Below are 14,368 nucleotides of genomic sequence, written 5' to 3' on the forward strand. Positions count from 1 at the left end.
GCATGGTCACACCACCACTACGACCTCACCGCTTGACATCCAACGTCCAGGGATGTCTGACCCGGGGCCGGCGCCGTCACGCGGGGGCCTCACCGTCCGTCACCCCGGCGTCTGTGCCCGCAACGAGCCGGCGTCCCGTCAGGCGTATTCGGCGAGGTCGCTGGCCTGGAGGGCGGCGTTGTCGTTGACACCGATGACGTACCCGTCCGGGTCCCGGAAGTAGAACTCGCGCTGGCCGTTGTGGTCAGTGACGGTGTCCTTGACGCCGAGGCAGAGGGCGAACGGCATGATTTCCTCCGGGTGCTTTCGAGTCGTGCGGGTGTAGCGGTCGTCGGGCCCGCTGGCTTGCGGGCTCAGGTGGCGGCGCTGATGCAGAACCTCGTCCGGGTGCCTGGCCGAGCTCGCGGCCCGGGGCGGCGGCCGGCTTGTTGCCCTCGTCGGCCCAGTTCGCACACGAGACGACCTCCCCGAGGCTAGGAGGTCATTAGGACACAGAATGTCCTAAATTCTCAGGCGCGGGGGCACTGGTGGGCATGAGTGATCGTGCCGCCCGCCGCCCGCAGGTGGTGTCGCTGCTTGCAGGCACCGCCCGACTGGGCCGGCACCGAACTGGCCGCACGTCTGGAGGTCAGCACCCGATCCATCAGACGCGACATCGGCCACTTGCGCGCGCTGTACTGATCCGTCCAGGTCACCCAGGGCCACGCGGCGGAAATCGGCTGGTCGCCGGCACCGCGATGCCGCCGCTGCTCCTGGACGACGACGAAGCCGGCGTCATCGCGCTCAGCCTGCGCACCGCCGCCACCACCGGGATCCCCGGCATCGGGGAAGACCGTCCTCACACCGGACCGGCCGCAACAACGCTGCCACAAGGTCGTGGTGATCCCCAGATCTGCCCATCCCGATCGCATCACCAGCAACCGGCACGCCGCCGGGCTGCGCCTCGCACCCGATGACGTGGCCCGGATCGATGCCATCAGCCGGCAGCCATCCGTCACGGCCCGCACCCGCGCGCGTCCGCATGCCTGATCATGACCAGCACCAGCCCCGCGTACGGGGAGACCGTCATCACCGGCGCACGCGTCCACAACCTCCCGGGTCGGTGCACCTGGACCCGGACTTCATGGTTCGTTGGTTCGCATGGTGTGACCGGCCGGGGGTGGGGTCGGGCGGAAATGCTCGCGAATCTGCGGAACCCACACCACCCCCGGTCAGCTCAGGCTTTCCCGCCAGGCGCGGTGCAGGTCGGCGAAACGGCCTGTGCCGGCGATGAGTTCGGCCGGCGGGCCGTCCTCCACGATGCGGCCGTCGGCCATCACCAGCACCCGGTCGGCGACGGCCACCGTCGACAGCCGGTGCGCGATCACCAGCGCCGTCCGCCCGTGCAGCACGGTGTCCATGGCGTGCTGCACCGCCCGTTCCCCGGGCACGTCGAGCGAGGACGTCGCCTCGTCGAGGATCAGCACCGCCGGGTCGGCGAGCAACGCGCGGGCGAACGAGACCAGTTGCCGCTGCCCGGCGGAGATCCGGCCGCCGCGCTTGCGCACGTCCGTGTCGTAGCCGTCCGGGAGCGCGGTGATGAAGTCGTGCGCGCCGATCGCCTTCGCGGCCTGCTCCACCTGCTCGCGGGTGGCACCCGGGCGGCCCAGCGTGATGTTCTCCGCCACCGTGCCGGAGAACAGGAAAGCCTCCTGCGTCACCATGACCACACCGCGCCGCAGTTCGGTCGCCGACAGCTCCCGCAGGTCCGTGCCGTCCAGCAGTACCCGGCCGCACGTCGGGTCGTAGAAGCGGGCCAGCAGCTTGGCCAGTGTCGACTTGCCCGCGCCGGTTGAGCCGACCACGGCCACCGTCTGCCCGGCCGGAACCGTCAGGTCGAACCGCGGCAGCACCTCGCCGCCCGTGCGGTAGCCGAACGCCACCCCCTCGAACACCACCGGGCGGCCCGGCTGCCCCGGCCCGCGCTCCGGCAGCGGAACGGGCCGCTTCGGCTCCGGCACGCCCGGCTCCTGCGCCAGCAGCCCGGCGATCTTCTCCAGCGACGCCGACGCCGACTGGTAGGAGTTGAGGAACATGCCCAGCCGGTCGATCGGGTCGTAGAGCCGCCTCAGGTACAGCGCGGCGGCGGCCAGTACGCCCAGGCCCAGAGTGCCGTCCGCCACCCGGTAGGCGCCCCACACGACCATCGCGGCGACCGCCGTGTTCGCCGTCAGTCGGGACAGCACCACGTACCGGGCCATCTCCAGGATGGAGTCGCCGTTCAACCGCAGGTGGTGGTCGTTGAGCCTGCCGAACACGGCGTCGTTCGCCCGCTCGCGGCGGAAGGACTGCACGGGCCGGATGCCGTTCATCGTCTCGGCGAACTTCACGATGACGCCCGCCACGGCCGTGGACCGCTTCCGGTACACCCGCATCGACCGCCGCTGGAAGTTCCGCACCAGCAGGAACAGCGGCACGAACGACAGAGCAGCCGCCGCGCCCAGCCCGATGTCGAGGTACATCAGCATCGCCGAGATGTAGACCAGCGACAGCAGGACCGTCAGCAGCTCCTGCAGCCCCTCGTCCAGCAGCTCCCGCAGCGACTCCACGTCCGTCGTCGCCCGTGAGATCAACCGGCCGGAGGTGTACCGGTCGTGGAAGTCCACGCTGAGGACCTGGGCGTGCCGGTAGATGCGGCCCCGCAGTTCCAGCAGCACGTGCTGGCTGATGCGGGCCGCCGCCCTGACGAACACGTACTGCAGCCCGCCGGACGCCAGCGCGCACACCAGGTACGCCGCGGCCACCGCCAGCAGCGGACCGTATCCGCCCTCGCGCAGCGCCGGCACCGCCCGGTCGATGGCCACCGCCACCAGCAGCGGACCGGCCTGCACCGCGGCCTGCTGCGTCAGCAGTACCACCGCGGCCAGCACCACCCGCGTGCGGTGCGGTCGCAGCAGCGACCCCAGCAGCCGCCGGGCCGCACCCTCGGGTGCCGGCAGCACGTCCCGGTCGAACGGGTCCGCCGCCGCGTCAACGTCTCCCGGTGCTCCCGGTGCTGCCGGTGCTCCCGGCGTCGGGGGGCCGGGTGGCGCGGGCGGACTGCCCCGGTCGGCCGTGGTGGTCATCGCTTCCTCTCCGTCAAGTCCGTCTCACCCGACATGAGATGCCGGTACTCGCGGCTGCCGCGCAGCAGCTCCTGGTGGGTGCCGACGGCGGTGACGCGCCCTTCGGAGAGGAGCGCGACCCGGTCCGCGAGCAGCACCGTGGACGGGCGGTGGGCCACCACCAGTGCGGTGGTGGTGGCGAGCACCTCCCGCAGGGCCGCCTCCACCCGGGCTTCGGTGTGCACGTCCAGCGCCGACAGCGGGTCGTCCAGAACCAGGAACCTGGGCCTGCCCACCACGGCCCGGGCCAGCGCCAGCCGCTGACGCTGCCCGCCGGAAAGGCTCAGCCCCTGCTCACCCACCTGGGTGTGCACGCCCATGGGCAGTGCGGCCACGAACTCCTCGGCCTGCGCGATGCGCAACGCCCGCCACAGGGCTGCGTTCTCGGCGGCCTCGGCGTTTCCGGCGTCCTCGGCGTCCTCGGCGTCCTCGGTGGTGCCGGGGCCGCCGTCAGGAGCGTGGTCCGCGCCCATCAGCACGTTCTCGCGGACCGTCGCCGAGAACAGCGTCGGCTCCTCGAACGCCACCGCCACCCGCCGCCGCAGTTCCGCCCGGGGCAGCGTGCCGATATCGGCGCCGTCCAGCGTGATGCGTCCGCCGCTCAGCTCGTGCAGGCGGGGGATCAGCGCCGTCAGCGTCGTCTTGCCGCTCCCGGTGGCCCCGACCAGGGCCAGCGACTCGCCGGACGGCACGTGCAGGTCGACGCCGTCCAGCACCGGCGCCTCACCCGGCGGCGACCCGGGGAACCGGAACCGGACTCCCGTCAACCGCAGTCCGTCACCGGGGGCGGGGGGTGCTTCGGGGCGGGCAGGCGGCCGGGGGCGGTCCTTCACCGACGCGGACGCTGCCGGCGCTGCGGTGTCGTGCTGAACCTCGGCGTCCAGCACCTCGAAGTAGCGGTCGGTGGCGGTGGCCGCCTCGTTGCTCAGCGCGAGCAGGAAGCCGATGGACTCCACCGGCCACCGCAGGGCGAGCGCGGTCGACAGGAACGCCACCAGCGTGCCCGCCGACAGGTCGCCGTCCGCGACCTGGACGGTGCCCACCACCAGGGCCGCGCCGAGGGCCAGTTCGGGCAGCGTCATGATGAGCGCCCAGATCCCGGCGAGCAGCCGGGCCTTGCGCAGCTCGGTGCCGAGCAGCTTCTGCGACAGCGCGCGGAAGGCCTGGGCCTGGCTGCGGTGGCGGCCGAAGCCCTTGGTGATGCGGACGCCGAGCACGGCCTCCTCGACCACCGTCGTCAGGTCGCCGACCTGGTCCTGTGCCGTCCGGGCGGCCAGCGCGTAGCGCTTCTCGAAGGCCGAGCAGAGCACCACCAGCGGCACCACGGGAGCCAGCAGCACCAGTCCCAGCGTCCACTCCTGCGCCAGCAGGATCGCGCAGCCCACCACGATGGTGACCCCGTTGACCAGCAGGAAGGTCAGAGGGAAGGCCAGGAACATGCGCAGCAGCTGCAGGTCGGTGGTGGCGCGGGACAGCAGTTGGCCGCTCGCCCACCGGTCGTGGAACGCCACCGGCAGCCGCTGCAGGTGCCGGTAGAGGTCGGCCCGCATGGCCGCCTCCACCCCGGCCAGGGGCCGGGCCACCAACCACCGCCGGAGACCGAACAGTGCGGCCTCCAGCAGGCCGACTGCGAGCAGCAGCGCCCCGCCCAGCCAGACCCCGCCGGTGTCCCGGGCGGCGACCGGGCCGTCCACGATCCACTTCAGGATCAGCGGCACCACCAGGCCCAGGCAGGAGGCGACCACCGCCACCGCCGCGGCCGTCGACAGCCGCACCCGCACCGGGCGTACGTACGGCCACAGCCGCAGCAGGGACCGCACCGCCGAGCGCGGCCGTTCCTGCTCACCGCCGGTCGCGCTCACGGTCTGGGTGGGGGGTTCGGAGAGCGTGTCCATCAGCACCGAGACTACGGTTCGCCACTGACAGACTTCACCGGGTTTTTCGGCCTGGGACCTGCGGTGTACGGCCCTGCCGTGACGGGCCGAGGCATCCCTACGCCGCCACCCGCCACAGCAGCACGGAACGGGCGGGCAGGGGTGTGGCGGTGCCGGCCGGGTGGAGGGTGGACGGCGATCGGGACTGGTCCTCGCGGGAGGTGTCGACGAGGAGTTCGTAGCTGCCGGCCCAGGGGGCGCCCGGCAGGGGGAAGCTGAGCGGTTCGTGGCCGGCGTGCAGGACGGCGAGGAAGCTGTCGTCGGTGACGGGACGGCCGCGGGCGTCGCGCTGCGGGATGTCGCGGCCGGAGAGGTACATGCCGAGCGTGGAGCCCGGCGCGTACCAGTCGGCCTCGGTCATCTCCTCGCCGCGGGCGTTGAACCAGGCGAGGTCGCGCAGGCCGTGCTCGCCGTGCGGGCGGCCGGAGAAGAAGGCGCGGCGGCGCAGCACCGGGTGGGCGCGGCGGAGTCGCAGCAGGCGCGCGGTGAGGGTGAACAGCTGGTGCCAGCCGGGATCGTCGAGCAGCGACCAGTCGACCCAGCCGGTGGGGTTGTCCTGGCAGTAGGCGTTGTTGTTGCCGTGCTGGGTGCGGCCGAACTCGTCTCCCGCGACGAGCATCGGCACGCCGGTGGACAGCAGCAGGGTGGTGAGCAGGCCGCGCAGGCGGCGCCGGCGCAGCGCGTTGACTTCCTCGTCGTCGGTCTCGCCCTCGGCGCCGGAGTTCCAGGCGCGGTTGTCGTCGGTGCCGTCGCGGTTGTCCTCGCCGTTGGCCTCGTTGTGCTTGTGCTGGTAGCTGACGAGGTCGCGCAGCGTGAAGCCGTCGTGGGCGGTGACGAAGTTGACCGAGGCGTAGGGCCGCCGGCCTCCCCAGGCGTAGAGGTCGCTGGAGCCGGACAGGCGGTAGCCGAGGTCGCGGACGTCGGGCAGCGCGTCGCGCCAGAAGTCGCGGACGGCGTCGCGGTAGCGGTCGTTCCACTCGGTCCACAGCGGCGGGAAGGCGCCGACCTGGTAGCCGCCGGAGCCGACGTCCCAGGGTTCGGCGATGAGCTTGACCCGCCGCAGCACGGGGTCCTGGGCGATGACGGCGAGGAAGGGGGAGAGCATGTCGACGTCGTGCATGGACCGCGCGAGCGCGGCGGCGAGGTCGAAGCGGAACCCGTCGACGCCCATCTCCTGCACCCAGTAGCGCAGGGAGTCGGTGATGAGCCGCAGCACCTGCGGCTGCACGACGTGCAGTGTGTTGCCGCAGCCGGTGTAGTCGGCGTAGCCGCGCGGGTCGTGGGCGAGCCGGTAGTAGCCGCGGTTGTCGATGCCGCGCAGCGACAGCGTGGGGCCGCGCTCGCCGGCCTCGGCGGTGTGGTTGTAGACGACGTCGAGGATGACCTCGATCCCGGCGGCGTGCAGGGCGCGGACCATCTGCTTGAACTCGCCGACCTGCTGACCGCGGCTGCCGTGCGCGGCGTAGGCGGCGTGCGGGGCGAAGTAGCCGACGGAGTTGTAGCCCCAGTAGTTGCGCAGGCCGCGGCGCAGCAGGTGGTCCTCGTGGGCGAACTGGTGCACGGGCAGCAGTTCGACGGCGGTGACGCCGAGGCGGGTGAGGTGCTCGACGGCGGCGGGGTGGCCCAGGCCGGCGTAGGTGCCGCGCAGGTGCTCGGGCACGCCGGGGTGGAGGCGGGTGAAGCCGCGCACGTGCAGTTCGTAGAGCACGGTGTCGGCCCAGGGCGTCTTGGGGCGGCGGTCGTCGCTCCAGTCGTCGTCGGGTGGCGCGTCGGGCAGGCCGGCGGGGGTGCCGTCGTGCACGACGACGCCCTTGGGCACGTGCGGTGCGGAGTCCCGGTTGTCGCGGACGGTGTCGGCGAGGTCCTGCTGCGGCCAGTCGCGTACGTGGCCGTAGACCTCCGGCGGGAGGGTGAAGTCACCGTCGACGGCCCGGGCGTAGGGGTCGAGCAGCAGCTTGGAGGGGTTCCACCGCGCGCCGGACCAGGGGTCCCATCGGCCGTGCACGCGGTAGCCGTAGCGGCGTCCCGGGTGCACCCCGGGCACGAAGCCGTGCCAGATCTCGTGGGTCAGCTCGGTGAGGAGGTGGCGGGTCTCGGTGCCGTCGTCGTCGAAGAGGCACAGCTCGACGGCTTCGGCGCCGCCGGCCCACAACGCGAAGTTGGTGCCGGCGACCCCGTCGGGCCCGGCCCGGTAGCGGGCGCCGAGTGGCGTCGGCGTGCCGGGCCACACCGCCGACGGGTCCGGGGGCCGCGTCGCCGGGTGGGCCGTCAGCGGCAGCACGACGGCGCCGGGGCCGGGTTGCGCGGCGGGATCGCGGCCGAGGCCGGTGAGGTGGCCCGGGGTGCCGGAGGCCGCGGTCATCGCGGGACCCTCCTGCGGCGGGCGCGGCGGCAGGGGACGAGCGGCTCGGCTGGGCGTGGCACGTGGCAGCCTCCTGCGGCTCGTGGCGGACCGGACCGGTGCCGCCCGTGCCGCGTCGCGGCATCGGGTGTACGGCGCGCGGCGTCCCGTGCCGTGCGCCTGTGGTCCTGCTCCTCCCCGCGATTCTTCCCGCGTGGCCGACGGCCTCACACGCGCTGTCACACGGGTGAACGACGGGCGGAGTCCCGGCGGGCTCAGCCGGGGCACGGCGGGGGCGCCGCCTACGGGCGGTGCGACGGGGGCCGGGGCGTGCGGACGGCGGTCGCGGGGGTGCGTGCGGCGCGCGTCTGCGACCCGGGGCGGCGGGGCCGTTCGGGTGGGTGACGGGTCGGGCGCCCGTGGCGCGGCGGTGCGTCGTGGCTGGCGGGACGCGTGGGGGCCGGACACGGGCGGGTGGCCGGGGCCTCGCTCAATCTGGGACTGAACGGTGACATTCCAGAGAAGTTCCGCCGTATGGCCGTGTGGTTGTCTAACGATCCAGGAAGCGTCGCGCGGGCGGGTGCCGCACGGGGGATGCGTCGGGTGCCGCACGGGGATGCGGACCCATGCGAGGGGAGAAGACCAGCGTGAAGGTGCGGGCTGTACGGGACAGGCGCGGCGGCCTGATAGCCATGGTGTTGGGGCTGTCTCTGCTGGTCACGGCCTGTGGTGGCGGGGGCGGGGGCACGTCCGAGGAGGGGCAGAAGCCGGGCGCGGCGAGTGGGCAGAAGGCGAAGGCATCCGAGGCGACGGTCCGCATCACCCCGAAGGACGGCGCGGACGGGGTGGCCACCTCGGGCGTGCTCAAGATCCTTGCGGAGAAGGGCAAGCTGACCTCGGTCGAGGTCAAGGACTCCGAGGGCAACGAGGTCGCGGGCAAGATCGTCGACGGCGGGGCCTCCTGGCAGCCCGAGCGGCAGCTGGCCACCGCGACCAAGTACACGGTGGACGCCGTCGCCGAGGACGGCGAGGGGCGGGAGTCGGCGGAGAACTCGACGTTCACCACCGTGGTCGCCGCGGACACCTTCATCGGCTACTTCACCCCCGAGGACGGTTCGACCGTGGGGGTCGGCATGCCGGTGTCGATCAACTTCAACCGGGCCATCGCCGACCGCGAGGCCGTCGCGGGCGGCATCGAGGTGACGGCGAAGCCGAAGGTGGAGGTCAAGGGCCACTGGTTCGGCGACCGCCGGCTGGACTTCCGGCCGGAGAACTACTGGAAGCCGGGCACGAAGGTCACCCTGAGCCTGAAGCTCAACGGCGTCGAGGCGGCCGACGGCGTGTACGGCACCCAGTCCAAGGACGTCTCCTTCACGGTGGGCCGGTCCATGGTGAGTGTGGCCGACGCGAAGAAGAAGACGATGGTCGTCAAGCGCGACGGCAAGACGGTGAAGACGCTGCCGATCACGGCGGGCGCGCCGGAGACCACCACCTGGAACGGCAAGATGGTGGTCAGCGAGAAGCACAAGGTGACCCGGATGAACGGCGACACCGTGGGCTTCGGCGGCGAGTACGACATCGAGGACGTGCCGCACGCGATGCGGCTCAGCAACTCGGGCACCTTCGTGCACGGAAACTACTGGGCGGGCAAGGCCACCTTCGGCTCGACCAACGTCAGCCACGGCTGCGTCGGCCTCTTCGACCAGCGCGGCGGCAACGACAAGTCGACCCCGGCCGCCTGGTTCTTCGACAACTCGATGATCGGGGACGTCGTCGAGGTGCGGAACTCGCAGGACAAGACGATCGCGCCGGACAACGGCCTCAACGGCTGGAACATGGACTGGAGCGAGTGGGGCGCCGAGGGCTGACCCCGCTGCGACCGGGGAGAGGCGCCGCGCAGTCGGCGCCGCTCCCCGGCGTTCGTGCCGACGCGCCCCCGGGCGGCTCCTCCGCGCGCGCCGGGAGGAGCGCAGCATCACAGCGGCGGGCGCGGGACACGTCCGGTTAACGGGCGTTACCCTGCCGCCATGACTGTGAACCTCGAGGTGGCCGACGGCGTCGGCACCATCCTGCTGAACCGTCCGCCGATGAACGCGCTGGACGTCGCCACCCAGGACCGGCTGCGTGAGCTGGCGGTCGAGGCGACCCGCCGCGACGACGTGCGGGCCGTGGTGCTGTACGGCGGCGAGAAGGTGTTCGCTGCGGGTGCGGACATCAAGGAGATGCGCGACATGGACCACGCGGCCATGATCGCCCGGTCCCGAGACCTCCAGGAGTCGTTCACCGCGATCGCCCGCATCCCCAAGCCGGTGGTGGCCGCCGTCACCGGCTACGCGCTGGGCGGGGGCTGCGAGTTGGCGCTCTGCGCCGACTTCCGCGTCGCCGGCGAGAACGCCAAGCTCGGCCAGCCCGAGATCCTGCTCGGCCTGATCCCCGGTGCGGGCGGCACCCAGCGGCTGGCCCGGCTGATCGGGCCGTCGAAGGCCAAGGACCTCATCTTCACCGGCCGCCAGGTCAAGGCCGACGAGGCGCTCACGCTCGGCCTGGTCGACCGGGTGGTGCCCGCCGCCGAGGTGTACCAGGAGGCGCACCGCTGGGCGTCCCGGCTCGCGGCCGGGCCGGCGATCGCCCTGCGCGCCGCGAAGGAGTCCGTCGACTTCGGTCTTGAGGCCGACATCGACACCGGTCTGGCCATCGAACGCAACTGGTTCGCGGGGCTGTTCGCCACTGAGGACCGGGAGACGGGCATGCGCAGCTTCGTCGAGGACGGCCCCGGCAAGGCCACCTTCCGCTGAGCGGCGCGGGGCGCCGCGCGCGACGACCGCGCCCATCCGCGACCGGATGGCCGAAAACGGGGTGGCGGAAGCTTAGCGGGACCTTAAACGAGTCCTAAGCCCCGCCAGGGCGGCGACCTGTGGTGATCACCTGTGTACGCGGTGTCATCGCAGGTCGCTCGGTACCTCGCGGCCGAGGACTGCCCTCGGCATATGCGCGAGCGGTGGCCGCCCGTCGCTCTCCGTAAGGGTGGAATCCGGCAGTACGGCCCACATGGCGCGCCGACTCGGGTCATGATGGGGGCATGGCGGGTCTGGGAGAAACGGCACAGCGCTTGCCGGCGCTCGGGGGCGCTCCGGTGGGCGGCCCCCTCGAACTGGTCGGCGATCCGACAGTGGACGAGGTCCGACTTCCCAATCGCCCCGAGTCGGCCGCGACGGCCCGCAGGCTCACCGAGAGCGTGCTGCAGGGGGAGTGGCGGCTGCCCGCCCAGCTCGTCGAGCACGGCGTGCTGCTGGTCTCCGAGCTGGTCGGCAACGCGGTGCGGCACACCGGGGCGCACTCGTTCGGCTTACGCATGTTCCGTCGCCCGACCTCGATCCGGGTGGAGGTGCGTGACCCGTCGCGGGGCCTGCCCTGCCTGCTTCCGGTGCAGGAGATGGACACCAGCGGGCGCGGACTGTGGCTGGTGGAGAAGCTCTCCGACCGCTGGGGTGTGGACCTGCTGCCACGCGGCAAGACCACCTGGTTCGAGATGCGGTTCACCGATTCCTGAGCCCGCAGCCCCGCCCGCGCGCCTCTCGCCCGTCCGCCGCGCCGCCGCTCACTCAGCGTGCAGCTCTGCGAGGCCCGGAGTGCCGGAGCGGGCCGCCGTGGCCGCGCCGGGGCCGGCGGGGACAATGGGCGGGTGGACTACCTGGAGCTGCTGAACAAGTCGATGGACACCGCGAAGCCGGTGCTGGGCCGCGGCACCCCGGCCGACTACATCCCCGCCCTGGCCTGTGCCGACCCGTACGCCTTCGGTATGGCGCTGGCCACCGTCGACGGTGAGGTGCACGGCGTGGGGGAGTGGCGCACCCCGTTCTCCATCCAGAGCATCTCCAAGCTGTTCACGCTTGCCCTGGCCCTCGCGCACGGCGGTTCACCGCTGTGGCAGCGCGTCGGCCGGGAACCCTCCGGCAACCCGTTCAACTCGCTGATCCAGCTGGAGTCCGAACAGGGCGTGCCGCGCAACCCGTTCATCAACGCCGGTGCGCTTGTCGTCACCGACGCGCTGCTCACGCTCACCGGCGACGCCCGGGGCGCGGTGGTGGACCTGCTGCGACAGGAGTCGGGCAGCGAGGGGATCGACACCGACCTCGCGGTCGCCGAGTCGGAGGCGGCGCACGGCCACCGGAACGCCGCACTGGCCCACTTCATGGCTTCCTTCGGCAACCTGCACAACCCGGTGGACGACGTGCTGAAGCACTACTTCGAGCAGTGCTCGGTGGCCGCCGACTGCCGTGACCTCGCCATGGCCGGCTGCATCCTGGCCCGGCACGGCGTACGCGGGGACGGCACCCGGCTGCTCGGCCGCGGCGACGCCAAGCGCATCAACGCCGTCCTGCTCACCTGCGGCACCTACGACGCGGCCGGCGAGTTCGCCTACCGGGTGGGGCTGCCCGGCAAGAGCGGCGTCGGCGGCGGCATCCTGGCCATCGTGCCGGGTCGCGGCGCGGTCTGCGCCTGGAGCCCGGGCCTGGACCCGGTCGGCAACTCGGTGGGCGCGATGGCCGCGCTGGAGGACTTCACGCACCGCTCCGACTGGTCGGTCTTCTGAGGGAGCCGACCCGGTAGCTCTGCCTCAGCGAGCGCTGCGGCGGTGGGTCATCGCCCTGCGGCGGCGGTCGTTGCACAGCAGGCAGCGGCCCCAGCCGGGCGGCAGGGGGTCGTCCGCATCCTTGTGCAGCGGATCGACGGCGCCGCGCGGATGCTCGCGGCAGCCCGTGCCGCCGCCGTGCTCGGCCTCCAGTGCGCGCACGGCGCCCAGTGCGCGCAGCAGGGCGTCCGACACGTCCGCCAGCTGCTCGGCGGACGGCTTGCCGTCCCAGGAGAAGGCGACATCGGAGGCGGTGTGCAGGGCGGTCTGCAGTTCCCGGACATCGGTGGTGCTCATGTCTGCAGAGCCTAGGCGCTCGCACTGACAGGGCGGGCGGCTGCCGCCCCCGGCCAGCGCGGATCGCTGCCCACCGGCGTCCGATGAGCGGACATCGTGACCTGGTCATCGGACGGCTTTCGGCCAACCTGGTCCGCGACTCCTGACATGTACGCGTCTGTTCTGCCACTCTTTCGCTCAGCACGGTGCAGCCACCCCCCACTACCCCACGCTGCCCGGTGGCTTCCCCCGCTCTTGTTCTGCCCGGTGGCCCGATCCGGCCGACCGGTTGTCCCGGCGGCACCTCCGCAGCGCCGTCGCCGCAGAAGGAGTCCCAGCAGTGAAACCCAGAACCCCCCGCACCCCCGCCCGCTCACTCGTGGCGCTCGCCGCCGCCGTGACCATGCTCGCCGTCGGTGTCCAGGCGTCCGCCAGCGCCGACCCGCGCGGCGACCGGACGCCGTCTGCCGACGTCGCCCGCCCCGGCGCGCTCGCCGTCGACCTCGCCCCCGCCGAACGGACCGCGCTGCTGCGCGGCGCCCAGGCGCAGGCCGCCGAGGCCGCCAGGGAGCTGGACCTCGGAAGCAAGGAGAAACTCGTCGTCCGCGACGTGGTCGCCAACGCCGACGGCAGCACCCACACGCGGTATGAGCGGACGTTTGCGGGGTTGCCGGTGCTGGGTGGTGATCTGGTGGTGCACCGGTCGTCGTCGGGTGTGGTGAAGCGGGTGTCGCGGTCGTCGGAGGCGGTGGTGGAGGTGGCGTCGTTGGAGGCGCCGGTGGGGAAGAAGCCGAAGTCTGTGTCGGGTTCGGGGAGTGTGGCGCCGCGCAAGGTGGTGTGGGCCGGTGACGGTGGTGCGGTGCTGGCGTGGGAGCGGGTGGTGGGCGGTACGCAGGAGGACGGTACGCCCAGTGAGTTGCACCAGGTCTTCGACGCGGCCACGGGTGCGAAGCTGTACGAGTACCAGGCCGTGCACAACGGCACCGGCCACAGCCAGTACAGCGGCCGGGTCCAGCTGGGCACCAGCGGCTCCGGCAGCAGCTTCACGCTGACCGACGCCGCCCGCGGCAACCACCGCACGTACAACCTCAACCGCGGCACCTCCGGCACCGGCACGCTGTTCTCCGACGCCGACGACGTCTGGGGCGACGGCACACCCGCCAACGCCCAGACCGCCGGCGTGGACGCGCACTACGGCGCCGGGGTCACCTGGGACTACTTCAAGGAAGTGCACGGCCGCAACGGCGTGCGCGGTGACGGCGTCGCGCCCTACAGCCGGGTGCACTACGGCAACAACTACGTCAACGCCTTCTGGTCCGACTCGTGCTTCTGCATGACCTACGGCGACGGCGCCAACAACCAGAAGCCACTGACCTCCATGGACGTCGCCGCACACGAGATGACACACGGCCTCACCTCCAACACCGCCAAACTCGTGTACGCCGGCGAGTCCGGCGGCCTCAACGAGGCCACCTCCGACATCTTCGCCGCCGCCGTGGAGTTCCACGCGAACAACCCCGCGGACCCGGCGGACTACCTCGTCGGCGAGAAGATCGACATCCGCGGCGACGGCACCCCGCTGCGGTACATGGACCGGCCCTCGCGGGACGGCAAGTCCAAGGACGCCTGGTACTCCGGCATCGGCAGCATCGACGTGCACTACTCGTCGGGCCCGGCCAACCACTTCTTCTACCTCCTGTCGGAGGGCAGCGGCCAGAAGACGATCAACGGTGTCGCCTACGACAGCCCCACCTCCGACAACCTTCCGGTGACCGGCATCGGCATCAACAAGGCCGAGCGGATCTGGTTCAAGGCGCTCACCGAGCAGATGACGTCCCGCAGCGACTACGCGGACGCCCGCCGCACCACGCTGATCGCCGCCGCCGCGCTGCACGGCGAGAACAGCACCGAGCACCGCGCGGTCGCCAGCGCATGGGCCGCCGTCAACGTCGGCGCCCGGCCCGGCGACCCGGGCGAACCCGGCGGTGGTGAGTACGAGAACACCGACGACCTGGCGATCCCGGACAACGGCCCGGCCGTG

The 14,368-nt window shown here is 72.4% G+C and carries 11 protein-coding genes; 5 read left to right on the plus strand and 6 right to left on the minus strand.

Annotated features, from left to right (window positions below; translation table 11 throughout):
* Nucleotides 1-138 precede the first annotated feature (138 nt).
* From QNO07_RS27115 to glgX, 5 genes are all read right to left on the minus strand, one after another.
* Entirely contained in the window at nt 139-288 is a 150-nt protein-coding gene (locus tag QNO07_RS27115) for a VOC family protein (RefSeq protein WP_283995184.1), read from the minus strand.
* Between the two features lie 221 nt (nt 289-509).
* Nucleotides 510-977, minus strand: a complete 468-nt coding sequence (locus tag QNO07_RS27790) for a hypothetical protein (protein ID WP_502961955.1) — start codon at nt 975-977, stop codon at nt 510-512.
* A 234-nt stretch (nt 978-1,211) separates the two neighbouring features.
* Nucleotides 1,212-3,104 carry an ABC transporter ATP-binding protein gene (locus tag QNO07_RS27125; protein WP_283995185.1) on the minus strand — a complete coding sequence of 631 codons (1,893 nt, stop codon included), beginning with the start codon at nt 3,102-3,104 and terminating at the stop codon, nt 1,212-1,214.
* Entirely contained in the window at nt 3,101-5,038 is a 1,938-nt protein-coding gene (locus QNO07_RS27130; protein ID WP_283995186.1) for an ABC transporter ATP-binding protein, read from the minus strand. The genes QNO07_RS27125 and QNO07_RS27130 overlap by 4 nt, the downstream gene beginning before the upstream one ends.
* A 97-nt stretch (nt 5,039-5,135) precedes the next feature.
* Nucleotides 5,136-7,439 (minus strand): glycogen debranching protein GlgX, encoded by a 2,304-nt coding sequence (glgX, locus tag QNO07_RS27135; RefSeq protein ID WP_283995187.1) that lies wholly within the window; start codon nt 7,437-7,439, stop codon nt 5,136-5,138.
* 605 nt (nt 7,440-8,044) lie between these two features.
* Here glgX and QNO07_RS27140 point away from each other — a divergent pair.
* From QNO07_RS27140 to QNO07_RS27155, 4 genes are all read left to right on the plus strand, one after another.
* The gene (locus QNO07_RS27140; RefSeq protein WP_283995188.1) at nt 8,045-9,286 is read left to right on the plus strand and encodes a L,D-transpeptidase; all 1,242 of its coding nucleotides are present in this window, start codon (nt 8,045-8,047) and stop codon (nt 9,284-9,286) included.
* Nucleotides 9,287-9,445: 159 nt separating this feature from the next.
* Nucleotides 9,446-10,213 carry an enoyl-CoA hydratase/isomerase family protein gene (locus QNO07_RS27145; RefSeq protein WP_283995189.1) on the plus strand — a complete coding sequence of 256 codons (768 nt, stop codon included), beginning with the start codon at nt 9,446-9,448 and terminating at the stop codon, nt 10,211-10,213.
* 284 nt (nt 10,214-10,497) lie between these two features.
* Nucleotides 10,498-10,968 carry an ATP-binding protein gene (locus QNO07_RS27150; protein ID WP_283995190.1) on the plus strand — a complete coding sequence of 157 codons (471 nt, stop codon included), beginning with the start codon at nt 10,498-10,500 and terminating at the stop codon, nt 10,966-10,968.
* Between the two features lie 132 nt (nt 10,969-11,100).
* Nucleotides 11,101-12,012: a glutaminase gene (locus tag QNO07_RS27155; protein ID WP_283995191.1), complete on the plus strand. Its 912-nt coding sequence runs from the start codon at nt 11,101-11,103 to the stop codon at nt 12,010-12,012.
* Between the two features lie 24 nt (nt 12,013-12,036).
* Here the strand turns inward: QNO07_RS27155 and QNO07_RS27160 are convergent, their stop codons facing one another.
* Nucleotides 12,037-12,348, minus strand: coding sequence for a hypothetical protein (locus tag QNO07_RS27160; protein ID WP_283995192.1), 312 nt, complete (start codon nt 12,346-12,348; stop codon nt 12,037-12,039).
* Nucleotides 12,349-12,730: 382 nt separating this feature from the next.
* Between QNO07_RS27160 and QNO07_RS27165 the strand changes: the two genes are divergently transcribed.
* The coding region (locus QNO07_RS27165; protein ID WP_283995194.1) for a M4 family metallopeptidase at nt 12,731-14,368 on the plus strand (1,638 nt) is incomplete at its 3' end.

The sequence above is a fragment of the Streptomyces sp. 549 genome, assembly GCF_030124175.1.
Classification (GTDB): Bacteria; Actinomycetota; Actinomycetes; order Streptomycetales; family Streptomycetaceae; genus Streptomyces.